Source organism: Streptomyces sp. NPDC001851 (assembly GCF_040297165.1).
Classification (GTDB): Bacteria; Actinomycetota; Actinomycetes; order Streptomycetales; family Streptomycetaceae; genus Streptomyces.
In genome coordinates, this window is record NZ_JBEOYR010000024.1 from 1 (window position 1) to 14,606 (window position 14,606).

13 protein-coding genes and 1 pseudogene are annotated in these 14,606 nt (G+C 70.8%); 13 read left to right on the forward strand and 1 reads right to left on the reverse strand.

From position 1 onward, the window contains the following. From ABT171_RS30115 to nusB, 5 genes and pseudogenes are all read left to right on the forward strand, one after another. Positions 1 to 163, forward strand: a pseudogene (locus tag ABT171_RS30115) (3-dehydroquinate synthase); the annotation flags it as partial. Positions 164 to 326: 163 nt separating this feature from the next. Further along, on the forward strand, positions 327 to 1,211 hold the full coding sequence (locus ABT171_RS30120) for a Pro-rich N-terminal domain-containing protein (RefSeq protein WP_351249287.1): 885 nt from the start codon (positions 327 to 329) through the stop codon (positions 1,209 to 1,211). Between the two features lie 183 nt (positions 1,212 to 1,394). Next, the gene (locus ABT171_RS30125; RefSeq protein WP_351249289.1) at positions 1,395 to 2,498 is read left to right on the forward strand and encodes an aminopeptidase P family protein; all 1,104 of its coding nucleotides are present in this window, start codon (positions 1,395 to 1,397) and stop codon (positions 2,496 to 2,498) included. A 49-nt stretch (positions 2,499 to 2,547) separates the two neighbouring features. Beyond that, positions 2,548 to 3,114: an elongation factor P gene (gene efp, locus ABT171_RS30130; protein WP_225836740.1), complete on the forward strand. Its 567-nt coding sequence runs from the start codon at positions 2,548 to 2,550 to the stop codon at positions 3,112 to 3,114. Positions 3,115 to 3,116: 2 nt separating this feature from the next. Then, the gene (gene nusB / locus ABT171_RS30135) at positions 3,117 to 3,551 is read left to right on the forward strand and encodes a transcription antitermination factor NusB (RefSeq protein ID WP_351249291.1); all 435 of its coding nucleotides are present in this window, start codon (positions 3,117 to 3,119) and stop codon (positions 3,549 to 3,551) included. A 155-nt stretch (positions 3,552 to 3,706) separates the two neighbouring features. On the opposite strand, the gene bldD is transcribed toward nusB, so the two are convergent. After that, positions 3,707 to 4,210 (reverse strand): transcriptional regulator BldD, encoded by a 504-nt coding sequence (gene bldD / locus ABT171_RS30140; protein ID WP_014671524.1) that lies wholly within the window; start codon positions 4,208 to 4,210, stop codon positions 3,707 to 3,709. Between the two features lie 253 nt (positions 4,211 to 4,463). Between bldD and pyrR the strand changes: the two genes are divergently transcribed. The 8 genes from pyrR (at position 4,464) to pyrF (ending at position 14,401) form a co-directional block, all read left to right on the forward strand. Further along, positions 4,464 to 5,045, forward strand: a complete 582-nt coding sequence (gene pyrR, locus ABT171_RS30145) for a bifunctional pyr operon transcriptional regulator/uracil phosphoribosyltransferase PyrR (RefSeq protein ID WP_351249293.1) — start codon at positions 4,464 to 4,466, stop codon at positions 5,043 to 5,045. 91 nt (positions 5,046 to 5,136) lie between these two features. Beyond that, a complete protein-coding gene (locus ABT171_RS30150) occupies positions 5,137 to 6,108 on the forward strand; it encodes an aspartate carbamoyltransferase catalytic subunit (RefSeq protein WP_351249295.1) in 972 nt (323 codons plus the stop codon). A gap of 5 nt (positions 6,109 to 6,113) precedes the next feature. Continuing rightward, a complete protein-coding gene (locus tag ABT171_RS30155) occupies positions 6,114 to 7,400 on the forward strand; it encodes a dihydroorotase (RefSeq protein ID WP_351249297.1) in 1,287 nt (428 codons plus the stop codon). Next, positions 7,397 to 7,957: a PH-like domain-containing protein gene (locus ABT171_RS30160; RefSeq protein ID WP_351249299.1), complete on the forward strand. Its 561-nt coding sequence runs from the start codon at positions 7,397 to 7,399 to the stop codon at positions 7,955 to 7,957. The genes ABT171_RS30155 and ABT171_RS30160 overlap by 4 nt, the downstream gene beginning before the upstream one ends. After that, on the forward strand, positions 7,954 to 9,096 hold the full coding sequence (carA, locus tag ABT171_RS30165; RefSeq protein ID WP_351249301.1) for a glutamine-hydrolyzing carbamoyl-phosphate synthase small subunit: 1,143 nt from the start codon (positions 7,954 to 7,956) through the stop codon (positions 9,094 to 9,096). Before ABT171_RS30160 ends, carA begins: the two co-directional genes overlap by 4 nt. After that, a complete protein-coding gene (carB, locus tag ABT171_RS30170) occupies positions 9,089 to 12,397 on the forward strand; it encodes a carbamoyl-phosphate synthase large subunit (protein ID WP_351249303.1) in 3,309 nt (1,102 codons plus the stop codon). Before carA ends, carB begins: the two co-directional genes overlap by 8 nt. A gap of 55 nt (positions 12,398 to 12,452) precedes the next feature. Continuing rightward, a complete protein-coding gene (locus ABT171_RS30175; RefSeq protein WP_351249305.1) occupies positions 12,453 to 13,559 on the forward strand; it encodes a quinone-dependent dihydroorotate dehydrogenase in 1,107 nt (368 codons plus the stop codon). Continuing rightward, positions 13,556 to 14,401 carry an orotidine-5'-phosphate decarboxylase gene (pyrF, locus tag ABT171_RS30180; RefSeq protein ID WP_351249307.1) on the forward strand — a complete coding sequence of 282 codons (846 nt, stop codon included), beginning with the start codon at positions 13,556 to 13,558 and terminating at the stop codon, positions 14,399 to 14,401. The genes ABT171_RS30175 and pyrF overlap by 4 nt, the downstream gene beginning before the upstream one ends. Positions 14,402 to 14,606 lie beyond the last annotated feature (205 nt).

Sequence of the window (14,606 nt, forward strand, 5' to 3'; positions counted from 1 at the left end):
CTACGACCAGTGGCCCAGGCTGCTGGAGACGATGAAGGTCGACAAGAAGTCCCGCGGCGACCGGCTGCGCTTCATCGTCCTGGACGGCCTGGCCAAGCCGACCGTCCTGGAAGGACCCGACCCGGCCGTCCTCCTCGCCGCCTACGGCGAGGTCGGGCAGTAGGTCCCCGACTGTTCCGTCCGTCCGATTCCCTTTCCGGAACGGGCACTTCGAGCCGCCCCCGGTCGTTTCACCAAACGACGGCCGGGGACGGTACCGTTCGGCAAGCAGCGGGTTAACCTCTGCTACCAGCACGAATTGCCTGTACGAGACGGAGTGGCAACGGATGCAGCACGCAGTGGGGTCTCCGCTGCCGCCGCCCCACCAGCCGGGGCAGATGCCGCATGTCGGCTGGGTGTCGGCCGCGCACCACCCGGGCCCGCGCCCGGCAGCCTCCCCGGGGCCCGCCCCCGTTCCTCCGCCGCCGGTCTTCCCGGCCCCGGCCGGCGCCGTCCCGCCGACGCCCCCGCAACCTCCCGTGCCCCAGCCCCCGGCCCCGCAGCCCGTCGCGCCACCGGCCCCCGACGCCACCGGCCATGTCCCGCTGCCGCCGGGCGGCCCCGTAGGCGTGCCCACGGCACCGCCGGCTCACGCCGCGGCCCCCGACCCCGCGACCACCACGCTGGCCGTCCTGCTGATCGGCCCGGCCGGTGCGGGCAAGACCAGTGTCGCCAAGTACTGGGCCGACCACCGCCGCGTACCCACGGCGCACATCAGCCTGGACGACGTGCGCGAATGGGTCCGCTCGGGCTTCGCCGACCCCCAGTCCGGCTGGAACGACAACTCCGAGGCCCAGTACCGCCTGGCCCGCCGCACCTGCGGTTTCGCCGCCCGCAACTTCCTCGCCAACGGCATCTCCTGCATCCTCGACGACGCGGTCTTCCCGGACCGCCCGGTCGTCGGCCTCGGCGGCTGGAAGCGGCACGTCGGCCCCGGCCTGCTCCCGGTCGTCCTCCTGCCGGGTCTGGACATCGTCCTGGAACGCAACGCCGAGCGCACCGGCAACCGCCGCCTCACCGACGAGGAGGTCGCCCGCATCCACGGCCGCATGGCCGGCTGGTACGGCTCGGGTCTCCCGATCATCGACAACTCCCAGCTCGACATCCCCGGGACGGCCCGCCTCCTGGACGAGGCCCTGGCCAGAGCGATAGCGAGTCCACCGAGCTGGTAGGCGGAGGAGCTGCCTGCCGTTGAGGCGCGCGCGGCTGTACCGACATGCGGCTCCGCCGCGTGGGAGCGGGGGCCACTCGCGGACCCGCAGCCGGCGAACAACGGACACCTCCTCACCTGCCCCGCAGCCCCACTCGGCCCCCACAAATCGGCACAACCGGCACAAAACTCCTACGCTCATCTCATGTCAGAGGTGTACGCGACCCGCCGATCCCGGCTGAGAGACCATGTCACTGCGGCCGGCACCGCGGCAGCGCTCGTCACCCGCCCGGCCAACGTGCGCTACCTCGCCGCCGCAGCCCCGCAGGGCTCCGCGCTGCTGCTCGGCAGACGCGAGGACCTCCTCGTCTGCGCCGGCCCGCCCGACGACCGCCCCTACGAGGGCCGGCCGGACGAGAACCTGCGCCTGCACGTCCTGCCCTCCGGAGGCGACGCGGCCGTCACGGCGGCCGAGCTCGTCGCGGCCCAGGGCGCCGATTCACTGGCGGTGGAGGAGCACCACCTCACGGTGGCCCGGCACAGAGCCGTGGCCTCGGTCGCGCCGCGCCTCCGCCTCACCGACCTCGGCGGAGCCGTCGAGCAGCTCAGGGTGGTCAAGGACGAGGAGGAGATCTCCTGCCTCCGCATCGGCGCCGAGATCGCCGACCAGGCGCTCGGCGAGCTGCTGGAGTCCATCCTGGTCGGCCGAACCGAGCGGCACCTCGCGCTGGAGCTGGAGCGCCGCCTGGTGGACCACGGGGCCGACGGGCCCGCGTTCCCCACCTCGGTCGCCACCGGACCGAACTCCGGCCGCCGTGGCCACCGCCCCACCGACCGGCGCGTGGAGGAGGGCGACTTCCTCACGGTGTGCCTGGGCGCGACCTACCGCGGCTACCGCTGCGAGATCGGCCGTACCTTCGTGATCGGCACCTCGCCCGCCGACTGGCAGATCGAGCTGTACGACCTCGTCTTCGCCGCCCAGCGCGCCGGACGCGAGTCCCTGGCACCCGGCGCCGGATACCGTGACGTGGACCGCGCGGCGCGCCAGGTACTGGACTCGGCCGGCTATGCGGAGGCCCTGCCACCGCTGACCGGACACGGCGTCGGACTCGAAATCGATGAGGACCCGCAGTTGGCGCCCGCGGCCATGGGTAAACTGGACGCTTGCGTGCCGGTCACCGTCGAACCGGGGGTCCACCTCCCGGGCCGGGGCGGCGTCCGGATCGATGACACGCTCGTCGTACGCCCCGAGGCGGACGGCGGACCCGAGCTACTCACCATCACGACCAAGGAGCTGCTCGCCCTCTAGGCAGTGGCGTGCGCCGGGGTCGTACGTCAGTCCAGGAGATTCCGCAACCGTGGCTTCCACGAACGACCTCAAGAACGGCATGGTGCTCAAGCTCGAAGGCGGCCAGCTCTGGTCCGTCGTCGAGTTCCAGCACGTCAAGCCCGGAAAGGGCCCGGCATTCGTGCGTACCAAGCTCAAGAACGTGCTCTCCGGCAAGGTCGTCGACAAGACCTTCAACGCCGGCGTCAAGGTCGAGACGGCCACTGTCGACAAGCGCGACATGCAGTTCTCGTACATGGACGGCGACTACTTCGTCTTCATGGACATGGAGACCTACGACCAGCTGCACATCGACCGGAAGGCCGTCGGCGACGCCGCGAACTTCCTGATCGAGGGCTTCACCGCCACCGTCGCGCAGCACGAGGGCGAGGTTCTCTTCGTCGAGCTCCCCGCCGCGGTCGAGCTGACCATCGCCGAGACCGAGCCGGGCGTCCAGGGCGACCGCTCCACCGGTGGCACCAAGCCCGCCACCCTGGAGACCGGCCACCAGATCCAGGTCCCGCTCTTCATCACCACCGGTGAGAAGATCAAGGTCGACACCCGTACGAGCGACTACCTCGGCCGGGTGAACAGCTAACCGTGGCTGCCCGCAACACGGCCCGCAAGCGCGCCTTCCAGATCCTCTTCGAGGGCGACCAGCGCGGCGCCGACGTCCTGACGGTCCTCGCCGACTGGGTCCGGCTCTCCCGGTCCGACACCCGGCAGCCGCCGGTCAGCGAGTACACGATGCAGCTGGTCGAGGGCTACGCGGAACACGCGAAGCGGATCGACGAGCTGATCGCCCAGTACGCGGTCGGCTGGACGCTCGACCGGATGCCGGTCGTGGACCGCAACATCCTGCGGCTGGGCGCGTACGAGCTGATCTGGGTCGACGAGACCCCGGACGCCGTCGTCCTGGACGAGATGGTGCAGCTGGCGAAGGAGTTCTCCACGGACGAGTCGCCCTCGTTCGTCAACGGCCTCCTGGGCCGCCTGAAGGAGCTCAAGCCGTCCCTGCGCCGGGACCAGGCGTAGCACCGGCCGATACGCCATCCCGGAGGGCCCGCAGCACGCTCGTGCTGCGGGCCCTCCGGCGTTCCCGCGATGACCGGGAAAAGCCGCCGGGGTGGCCGGAACCGTGAAGTTCCGGCCACCCCGGCGGCACGTTTCTGCTCAGGCGCTGGAAGCGGTCACGCCTCTTCGTGCGTGGCCACCGCGCGGCGCGCGTCGGCGTCCAGGACGCCCCAGCTGATCAGCTGCTCGGTGAGGACCGAGGGCGACTGGTCGTAAATGACGGCGAGAGTGCGCAGGTCGTCCTGGCGGATGGAGAGCACCTTGCCGTTGTAGTCACCGCGCTGGGACTGGATCGTCGCCGCGTAGCGCTGCAGCGGGCCCGCCTTCTCGGCCGGCACGGTGGCCAGCCGCTCCAGGTCGAGGACCAGCTTCGGCGGCGGCTCGGCGGCGCCGCCCGGCGTGGTGCCCGGCAGGAGCTCCTGCACAGGAACGCCATAGAAATCGGCCAGCTCGGCGAGCCGCTGGACGGTCACCGCACGGTCGCCACGCTCGTAGGATCCGACCACCACGGCCTTCCAGCGCCCCTGGGACTTCTCCTCGACACCGTGGAGGGAAAGGCCCTGCTGGGTGCGGATGGCCCGGAGCTTGGCCCCGAGCTGTTTGGCGTATTCGCTGGACATATAGCTCCCCGGACACTGTGTCGACGCGGCCGGACGGTATTCCCGCCGCGCGGCTGGTAACTCACTGTGAGGTTACGCAGCGTGACTCTCGTGCGTCAAGCCGAATGGTCCACCCCGACTCTTCCGTGGTAGTGGCGACCGGTTCCGCCAAGGGGGTGATCGAGGCCCCCTCCATCACCTGCTACGGTGGATGGCGCAAATCCGACGTCCTTTAAGGTCCGTCCCGTGAGGCGGAGAAGGAGGTCCGTTTCGTATGGACAAGCACGACTCGCCCGCGCAGGCGCAAGCGTCCGATGCGCGGCCCGTTCTGGAAGGCCCCGACATCGCGCGGGTGCTGACCCGTATCGCCCACGAGATCGTCGAGCGCGCCAAGGGCGCCGACGACGTGGTGCTCCTCGGCATTCCCACCCGGGGCGTCTTCCTCGCCCAGCGGCTCGCCGTCAAGCTGGAGCAGATCACCGACCGCAAGGTGCCGGTCGGCTCGCTCGACATCACCATGTACCGCGACGACCTGCGCATGCACCCCCCGCGTGCGCTGGCCCGCACCGAGATCCCCGGTGACGGCATCGACGGCAAGCTGGTCGTCCTCGTCGACGACGTGCTCTTCTCCGGCCGCACCATCCGCGCCGCCCTCGACGCCCTGAACGACATCGGGCGCCCCCGCGCGGTCCAGCTCGCGGTCCTGGTCGACCGCGGCCACCGCGAACTGCCGATCCGCGCCGACTACGTCGGCAAGAACCTCCCCACGTCGCTGCGGGAGACGGTCAAGGTCCAGCTCGCCGAGGAGGACGGTCGCGACACCGTGCTGCTCGGTGTGAAGCAGACCGGCCAGTAGCAAGTCGGGCGCCGGGCCGCTTCGGCATGCCCGCACACGCCCTGATTTGCCCCCATTCTCCCGACCTGAACTGCCTTACGGAGCCTGACAGATGCAGCGTCATCTCATCTCGGCCGCCGACCTCACCCGCGACGACGCCGTCCTGATCCTCGACACCGCCGAGGAGATGGCCCGGGTCGCCGACCGGCCGATCAAGAAGCTGCCGACCCTGCGCGGCCGCACGATCGTCAACCTCTTCTTCGAGGACTCCACCCGCACGCGGATCTCCTTCGAGGCCGCCGAGAAGCGCCTGTCCGCCGACGTCATCAACTTCTCCGCCAAGGGCTCCAGCGTCTCCAAGGGCGAGTCCCTGAAGGACACCGCCCAGACCCTGGAGGCCATGGGCGTCGACGCCGTCGTCATCCGGCACGGCGCCTCCGGAGCCCCGTACCGCCTCGCCAACTCCGGCTGGATCGACGCCGCCGTGATCAACGCCGGCGACGGCACCCACCAGCACCCCACCCAGGCCCTGCTGGACGCCTTCACCATGCGCCGCCGGCTGGTCGGCCGGGACGCCGGCCTCGGCCAGGACCTCAGCGGCAAGCGCATCACCGTCGTCGGCGACGTCCTGCACAGCCGGGTCGCCCGCTCCAACGTCGACCTGTTGCACACCCTCGGCGCCGAGGTCACCCTCGTCGCCCCGCCCACGCTGGTGCCGGTCGGCGTCGAGACCTGGCCGTGCGAGGTGTCGTACGACCTCGACAGCGCGCTGCCCAAGTGCGACGCGGTGATGATGCTCCGCGTCCAGCGCGAGCGGATGAACGCCGCCTTCTTCCCGACCGAGCGCGAGTACTCCCGCCGCTACGGCCTCGACGGCGACCGCATGGCCAGGCTGCCCGAGCACGCCATCGTGATGCACCCCGGCCCGATGGTCCGCGGCATGGAGATCACCGCCGAGGTCGCCGACTCCGACCGCTGCACCGCCGTCGAGCAGGTCGCCAACGGCGTCTCCATCCGGATGGCCGTCCTGTACCTGCTGCTCGGCGGCAACGAGCCCGCCCAGACCCGCACTGAGGAGAAGTAAGACCCATGAGCAAGATCCTGATCCGTGGTGCGAAGGTGCTCGGCGGCGAGCCGCAGGACGTGCTGATCGACGGCGAGACGATCGCGGAGGTGGGCACCGGGCTGTCCGCCGAGGGCGCCGAGGTCGTCGAGGCCGGCGGCAAGGTGCTGCTGCCGGGCCTGGTCGACCTGCACACCCATCTGCGCGAGCCGGGCCGCGAGGACTCCGAGACGGTCCTGACCGGCACCCGCGCCGCCGCGTCCGGCGGCTACACGGCCGTCTTCGCCATGGCCAACACCTTCCCGGTCGCCGACACCGCCGGTGTCGTGGAGCAGGTCTGGCGGCTCGGCCGGGAGCACGGCTACTGCGACGTGCAGCCCATCGGCGCCGTCACCGTCGGCCTGGAGGGCAGGAAGCTCGCCGAGCTCGGCGCCATGCACGAGTCCGCCGCCGGGGTCACCGTCTTCTCCGACGACGGCAAGTGCGTGGACGACGCCGTGATCATGCGCCGCGCGCTGGAGTACGTGAAGGCCTTCGGCGGTGTCGTCGCCCAGCACGCGCAGGAGCCGCGGCTGACCGAGGGCGCCCAGATGAACGAGGGCGTCGTCTCCGCCGAGCTGGGCCTGGGCGGCTGGCCGGCCGTCGCCGAGGAGTCGATCATCGCCCGCGATGTGCTGCTCGCCGAGCACGTCGGCTCCCGCGTCCACATCTGCCACCTGTCGACCGCCGGATCCGTGGAGATCGTCCGCTGGGCCAAGTCCCGCGGCATCGACGTCACCGCCGAGGTCACCCCGCACCACCTGCTCCTCACCGACGAGCTGGTGCGCACGTACAACCCGGTCTACAAGGTCAACCCGCCGCTGCGCACCGAGCGGGACGTGCACGCCCTGCGCGAGGCCCTGGCCGACGGCACGATCGACATCGTCGCCACCGACCACGCCCCGCACCCGCACGAGGACAAGGACTGCGAGTGGGCCGCCGCCGCCATGGGCATGGTCGGCCTGGAGACCGCGTTGTCAGTGGTCCAGGAGACCATGGTCGACACGGGCCTGCTGGACTGGGCCGGCGTCGCCGACCGCATGTCCTCCAAGCCCGCGCAGATCGGACAGGCCACCGGACACGGCCGTCCCGTCTCGGCTGGTGAGCCCGCGAACCTCACCCTCGTCGACACGGAATACCGTGGCCAGGTGGACCCCGCGGGCTTCGCCTCGCGCAGCCGCAACACCCCGTACCAGGGGCGTGAGCTGCCGGGCCGTGTGACGCACACGTGGCTGCGGGGCAAGGCCACGCTCGTCGACGGGAAGCTCACGTGACACCTGTAATCCTGCTGGCCGAGGCGAAGAGGTCGGCCGAGGTCACCGACTGGCCGGCGCGCATCGGCTGGCTCGTCGGACTGCTGCTCTTCATCGCGCTCGTCTACTGGCTGATGCGCGAGGGCTGGAAGTGGCGCGGCACCCTGCAGAGCGACCTGCCCGCGCCGCCCAGCGCGCCGGAGGAGACCGGCCCCGCCAGACTTGAGCTGAGCGGCCGCTACCACGGCTCCACCACCGCGGGCCAGTGGCTGGACCGCATCGTGGCCCACGGCCTGGGCACCCGCAGCCGGGCCGAGCTCACCCTGACCGACCAAGGGCTGGAGGTCGAGCGTCCCGGAGCGAGCGACTTCTTCATCCCCACCGCCGCACTGCGCGGGGCCCGGCTGGACAAGGGCATCGCCGGCAAGGTCCTCGCCGAGGGCGGACTGCTGGTGGTGACCTGGAAGCTCGGCGACAAGCTGGTCGACTCCGGCTTCCGCTCCGACCAGGCGGCCGAGCACACCGAGTGGGTCGACACCCTGAACCACATGATCAACGACACGGAAGGCGCACGATGACGACCTCCACCAGGGGAGCTGCCAGGGTTCCCGCCGTACTCGTCCTGGAGGACGGCCGCATCTTCCGCGGCCGTGCCTACGGGGCCGTGGGGGAGACCTTCGGCGAGGCCGTGTTCTCCACCGGCATGACCGGCTACCAGGAGACCCTGACCGACCCGTCGTACGACCGCCAGATCGTGGTCGCGACCGCCCCGCAGATCGGCAACACGGGCTGGAACGACGAGGACGACGAGTCGAGCCGCATCTGGGTCTCCGGATACGTCGTGCGCGACCCCGCGCGCGTGCCGTCCAACTGGCGTGCCAAGCGCTCCCTGGACGACGAGCTGGAGCGGCAGGGCGTGGTCGGCATCTCCGGCATCGACACCCGCGCCCTCACCCGCCACCTGCGCGAGCGCGGTTCCATGCGCGCCGGCGTCTTCTCCGGCGAGGCGATCGCCCCCGAGTCCGAGCTCCTCGCGCGCGTGCAGGCCCAGCCGCACATGAAGGGCGCGAGCCTCTACGAGGAGGTCGCGACCAAGGAGGCCTACGTCGTCCCGGCCATCGGCGAGAAGAAGTTCACCGTCGCCGCGATCGACCTCGGCATCAAGGGCATGACCCCGCACCGCATGGCCGAGCGCGGCATCGAGGTGCACGTCCTGCCCGCCACCGCCACGGCCGACGAGGTCTACGCGGTCAACCCGGACGGCGTGTTCTTCTCCAACGGCCCCGGCGACCCGGCGACCGCCGACGGTCCCGTCGCCCTCATGACCGCCGTCCTGGAGCGCAGGACGCCGCTCTTCGGCATCTGCTTCGGCAACCAGATCCTCGGCCGCGCCCTCGGCTTCGGCACCTACAAGCTGAAGTACGGCCACCGGGGCATCAACCAGCCGGTCCAGGACCGTACGACCGGCAAGGTCGAGGTCACCGCGCACAACCACGGCTTCGCCGTCGACGCGCCGCTCGACCAGGTCAGCGAGACAAAGTTCGGCCGCGCCGAGGTCTCGCACGTCTGCCTGAACGACAACGTCGTGGAGGGGCTGCAGCTGCTCGACCAGCCGGCCTTCTCCGTCCAGTACCACCCCGAAGCGGCAGCGGGCCCGCACGACGCCGCCTACCTGTTCGACCGCTTCGTATCCCTGATGGAGGGCCAGCGTGCCTAAGCGCACCGATATCCAGTCCGTCCTGGTCATCGGCTCCGGCCCGATCGTCATCGGCCAGGCCGCCGAGTTCGACTACTCCGGCACCCAGGCGTGCCGCGTGCTCAAGGCCGAGGGCCTGCGCGTGGTCCTCGTCAACTCCAACCCGGCGACGATCATGACCGACCCGGAGATCGCCGACGCCACCTACGTCGAGCCGATCACCCCCGAGTTCGTCGAGAAGATCATCGCCAAGGAGCGCCCCGACGCCCTGCTGCCCACCCTGGGCGGCCAGACGGCCCTGAACACCGCCATCTCGCTGCACGAGAACGGTGTGCTGGAGAAGTACGGCGTCGAGCTGATCGGTGCCAAGCCCGAGGCGATCCACAAGGGCGAGGACCGCGACCTGTTCAAGGACGTCGTGGAGGAGGTCCGGCGCAAGACCGGGCACGGCGAGTCCGCGCGTTCGGTCATCTGCCACTCCATGGACGACGTCCTCAAGGGCGTCGAGACCCTGGGCGGCTACCCGGTCGTCGTCCGCCCGTCCTTCACCATGGGCGGCGCCGGCTCCGGCTTCGCCCACGACGAGGAGGAGCTGCGCCGCATCGCCGGCCAGGGTCTCACCCTCTCGCCGACCACCGAGGTGCTCCTGGAGGAGTCCATCCTCGGCTGGAAGGAGTACGAGCTGGAGCTGATGCGCGACAAGCACGACAACGTCGTGGTCGTCTGCTCCATCGAGAACTTCGACCCCATGGGCGTGCACACCGGTGACTCGATCACCGTCGCCCCGGCGATGACGCTGACCGACCGCGAGTACCAGATCCTGCGCGACATCGGCATCGCCGTCATCCGTGAGGTCGGGGTCGACACCGGCGGCTGCAACATCCAGTTCGCGGTGAACCCCGAGGACGGCCGGGTGATCGTCATCGAGATGAACCCGCGCGTGTCCAGGTCCTCGGCGCTCGCCTCCAAGGCCACCGGCTTCCCGATCGCCAAGATCGCCGCCAAGCTGGCCGTCGGCTACACCCTGGACGAGATCCCGAACGACATCACGCAGGAGACCCCGGCCTCCTTCGAGCCCACGCTCGACTACGTGGTCGTCAAGGCCCCGCGCTTCGCGTTCGAGAAGTTCCCGCAGGCCGACTCGACGCTGACCACCACCATGAAGTCGGTCGGCGAGGCCATGGCCATCGGCCGCAACTTCACCGAGGCCTTCCAGAAGGCGCTGCGCTCGCTGGAGAAGAAGGGCAGCCAGTTCGCGTTCACCGGGGTCCCCGGTGACAAGTCGCTGCTCCTGGAGGAGTCCCGGCGTCCCACCGACGGCCGGATCAACACCGTCATGCAGGCCATCCGCGCGGGTGCCACGCCCGAGGAGATCTTCGAGTACACGAAGATCGACCCGTGGTTCGTGGACCAGCTCTTCCTGATCAAGGAGATCGCGGACGAGCTGGCCCAGGCCCCGGAGCTGACCGCCGACCTGCTCGCCGAGGCCAAGCGGCACGGCTTCTCCGACCAGCAGATCGGTGAGATCCGCGGCCTGCGCGAGGACGTCGTCCGCGAGGTCAGGCACGCCCTCGGCATCCGCCCGGTCTACAAGACGGTCGACACCTGCGCCGCCGAGTTCGCCGCGAAGACGCCGTACTTCTACTCCTCCTACGACGAGGAGAGCGAGGTCGCCCAGCGCGAGAAGCCGGCCGTGATCATCCTGGGCTCGGGCCCGAACCGCATCGGCCAGGGCATCGAGTTCGACTACTCCTGCGTCCACGCCTCCTTCGCGCTGTCCGACGCCGGGTACGAGACCGTGATGGTCAACTGCAACCCGGAGACCGTCTCCACCGACTACGACACCTCCGACCGGCTGTACTTCGAGCCGCTGACGCTGGAGGACGTGCTGGAGATCGTCCACGCCGAGCAGCAGGCCGGCCCCGTCGCGGGTGTGATCGTCCAGCTGGGCGGCCAGACCCCGCTCGGCCTGTCGCAGGCCCTGAAGGACAACGGCGTACCGATCGTCGGCACCTCCCCGGAGGCCATCCACGCCGCCGAGGACCGCGGCGCCTTCGGCCGGGTGCTGGCGGAGGCGGGCCTGCCGGCCCCGAAGCACGGCACGGCCACCACCTTCACCGAGGCCAAGGCCATCGCCGACGAGATCGGCTACCCGGTCCTGGTCCGGCCGTCGTACGTGCTCGGCGGGCGCGGCATGGAGATCGTGTACGACGAGACCCGCCTCGCCGCCTACATCGCCGAGTCGACCGAGATCAGCCCGTCCCGGCCGGTCCTGGTCGACCGCTTCCTGGACGACGCGATCGAGATCGACGTCGACGCCCTCTACGACGGCGAGGAGCTGTACCTCGGCGGCGTGATGGAGCACATCGAGGAGGCCGGCATCCACTCCGGCGACTCGGCGTGTGCCCTGCCCCCGATCACCCTGGGCGGCTTCGACATCAAGCGGCTGCGCGCCTCCACCGAGGCCATCGCGCGCGGTGTCGGAGTGCGCGGCCTGATCAACATCCAGTTCGCGATGGCCGGCGACATCCTCTACGTCCTGGAGGCCAACCCCCGCGCGTCCCGTACGGTCCCCTTCACCTCGAAGGCGACCGCGGTGCCGCTCGCGAAGGCCGCCGCCCGGATCTCGCTGGGCGCGACCATCGCCGAGCTGCGCGCCGAGGGTCTGCTCCCGAAGCACGGCGACGGCGGCGAGCTGCCGCTGGACGCGCCGATCTCCGTCAAGGAGGCCGTCATGCCGTGGTCCCGGTTCCGGGACATCAAGGGCCGCGGCGTCGACACGGTGCTGGGCCCGGAGATGCGCTCCACCGGCGAGGTCATGGGCATCGACTCCGTCTTCGGCACGGCGTACGCCAAGTCCCAGGCGGGCGCCTACGGCCCGCTGCCCACCAAGGGCCGCGCGTTCATCTCGGTCGCCAACCGCGACAAGCGCTCGATGATCTTCCCCGCGCGGGAGCTGGTCGCCCACGGCTTCGAGCTGCTGGCCACCTCCGGCACCGCCGAGGTCCTCAAGCGCCACGGCATCCACGCCACGGTGGTGCGCAAGCAGTCCGAGGGCACCGGCCCGAACGGTGAGAGGACCATCGTCCAGCTGATCCACGACGGCGAGGTCGACCTGATCGTCAACACCCCGTACGGCACCGGCGGCCGCCTCGACGGCTACGACATCCGTACGGCCGCGGTGGCGCGCTCGGTCCCGTGCCTGACGACCGTGCAGGCGCTCGCCGCGGCGGTGCAGGGCATCGACGCCCTCAACCACGGGGACGTGGGCGTCCGCTCCCTCCAGGAACACGCCGAACACCTGACCGCGGCCCGCGACTAGCAGCCCTTGAGGGGGACACCGGAAACGGTGTCCCCCTCTTCATGAGGACACAGATATGTACGAGCTTTTCTTCCGTCTGGTTTTCACACGGATGGACCCCGAGAAGGCCCACCACCTGGCCTTCCGCTGGATCCGCCTCGCCGTCCGCATCCCCGTGCTGCGCACCTTCCTCGCGGCCGCCCTCGCGCCCCGCTACAAGGAGCTGCGCACGGAGGCCTTCGGGCTGCGGATGCACGGCCCCTTCGGGCTCGCCGCCGGCTTCGACAAGAACGCCGTCGCGATCGACGGCATGTCGATGCTGGGCTTCGACCACGTGGAGATCGGCACGGTCACCGGCGAGCCGCAGCCCGGCAACCCCAAGAAGCGGCTGTTCCGGCTCGTCGCGGACCGCGCGCTGATCAATCGCATGGGCTTCAACAACGACGGCTCACTGGCCGTCGCCGCCCGCCTCGCGACCCGTCGGCCGGTCTTCAGGACCGTCGTCGGCGTCAACATCGGCAAGACCAAGGTCGTCCCGGAGACGGAGGCCGTCGGCGACTACGTGAAGTCCGCCGAGCGCCTCGCGCCGTACGCCGACTACCTGGTGGTGAACGTCTCCTCGCCGAACACGCCCGGCCTGCGCAACCTGCAGGCCACCGAGGCCCTGCGTCCGCTGCTGAGCGCCGTCCGCGAGGCCGCCGACCGCACCGTCGCGAACCGGCGCGTCCCGCTGCTGGTGAAGATCGCGCCCGACCTCGCCGACGAGGACATCGACGCCGTCGCCGACCTGGCCGTGGAGCTGGGCCTGGACGGCATCATCGCGACCAACACCACCATCGCGCGCGAGGGCCTCGGGCTGCGGTCGCGGCCCTCGCTCGTGAAGGAGACCGGCGGCCTGTCCGGCGCCCCGCTCAAGGCGCGTTCCCTGGAGGTCCTGCGCCGCCTGTACGCGCGCGTGGGCGACCGGATCACCCTCGTGGGCGTGGGCGGCGTCGAGACCGCCGAGGACGCCTGGCAGCGCATCCTGGCCGGTGCCACGCTGGTCCAGGGGTACAGCGCCTTCATCTATGAGGGCCCCTTCTGGGCCCGCGCGATCCACAAGGGCCTCGCCGCCCGCCTGCGTACCAGCCCCTACGCCACCCTCGCCGACGCGGTCGGCGCCGACGTGAGGAAGCCCGCATGACCTCGTACGAGCCCTTCGGCGCCCGTCTGCGCCGCGCCATGGACGAGCGCGGCCCGCTGTGCGTCGGCATCGACCCGCACGCCTCCCTGCTCGCCGAGTGGGGTCTGAACGACGACGTGGCCGGGCTGGAGCGGTTCAGCCGCACGGTCGTCGAGGCGGTGGCCGACCGGGTCGCCGTCATGAAGCCGCAGAGCGCGTTCTTCGAACGCTTCGGCTCCCGCGGTGTCGCCGTCCTGGAGACGGTCGTCCAGGAGGCGCGCGCGGCCGGCACGCTCGTCCTGATGGACGCCAAGCGCGGCGACATCGGCTCCACCATGGCCGGGTACGCCGAGGCCTACCTGCACAAGGACGCCCCGCTGTTCTCCGACGCCCTGACCGTCTCGCCGTACCTGGGCTACGGCTCGCTCAGCCCGGCCGTGGCGCTGGCCCGGGAGAGCGGCGCCGGCCTGTTCGTGCTGGCGCTCACCTCGAACCCGGAGGGCCCCGAGGTCCAGCACGCCGTCCGCGCCGACGGCCGCACCGTGGGCGCGACCATGCTGGCCCACCTGGCCGCCGAGAACGCGGGGGAGGAGCCGCTGGGCTCCTTCGGCGCCGTCGTCGGCGCCACGGTGGGCGAGCTGTCGTCGTACGACCTCGCCATCAACGGCCCGCTGCTCGCGCCCGGCGTCGGCGCGCAGGGCGCGACGCCGGCCGACCTTCCGAAGGTGTTCGGGCCGGCGCTGCGCAACGTGGTGCCGAACGTCAGCCGGGGTGTGCTGCGTCACGGTCCCGACGCCGGGGCGCTGCGCGCGGCCGCCGGGCGCTTCGCGGAGGAGATCCAGGCAGCCGTGGCGGGCGCCTGAATCCTCCGATGAGCGCCCCGGCGAGCGGTGTCCCGGCGACTTGAGTGTGAATACATCCTCAAATCGAGGGCATTATGTCGGAAATGTCCGGCCTGGCGGAGGCTGACCAGGACTTTTCCGCTGTTCTCGCTGACTCCAGCGGACTTGACCGCTAGTCTCCGAGCTGTGGGGACACCCCCACACCCATCAGGTAGTGGGGGAGAAC

Excerpts from the sequence above, each read along its gene's own strand:
- bldD (WP_014671524.1), bottom strand. The coding sequence starts at position 4,210 with ATGTCCAGCGAATACGCCAAACAGCTCGGGGCCAAGCTCCGGGCCATC.
- carA (WP_351249301.1), top strand. The coding sequence starts at position 7,954 with ATGACGACCTCCACCAGGGGAGCTGCCAGGGTTCCCGCCGTACTCGTC.
- ABT171_RS30155 (WP_351249297.1), top strand. The coding sequence starts at position 6,114 with ATGAGCAAGATCCTGATCCGTGGTGCGAAGGTGCTCGGCGGCGAGCCG.
- ABT171_RS30125 (WP_351249289.1), top strand. The coding sequence starts at position 1,395 with ATGTCAGAGGTGTACGCGACCCGCCGATCCCGGCTGAGAGACCATGTC.
- pyrR (WP_351249293.1), top strand. The coding sequence starts at position 4,464 with ATGGACAAGCACGACTCGCCCGCGCAGGCGCAAGCGTCCGATGCGCGG.
- ABT171_RS30175 (WP_351249305.1), top strand. The coding sequence starts at position 12,453 with ATGTACGAGCTTTTCTTCCGTCTGGTTTTCACACGGATGGACCCCGAG.
- pyrF (WP_351249307.1), top strand. The coding sequence starts at position 13,556 with ATGACCTCGTACGAGCCCTTCGGCGCCCGTCTGCGCCGCGCCATGGAC.
- ABT171_RS30150 (WP_351249295.1), top strand. The coding sequence starts at position 5,137 with ATGCAGCGTCATCTCATCTCGGCCGCCGACCTCACCCGCGACGACGCC.
- ABT171_RS30120 (WP_351249287.1), top strand. The coding sequence starts at position 327 with ATGCAGCACGCAGTGGGGTCTCCGCTGCCGCCGCCCCACCAGCCGGGG.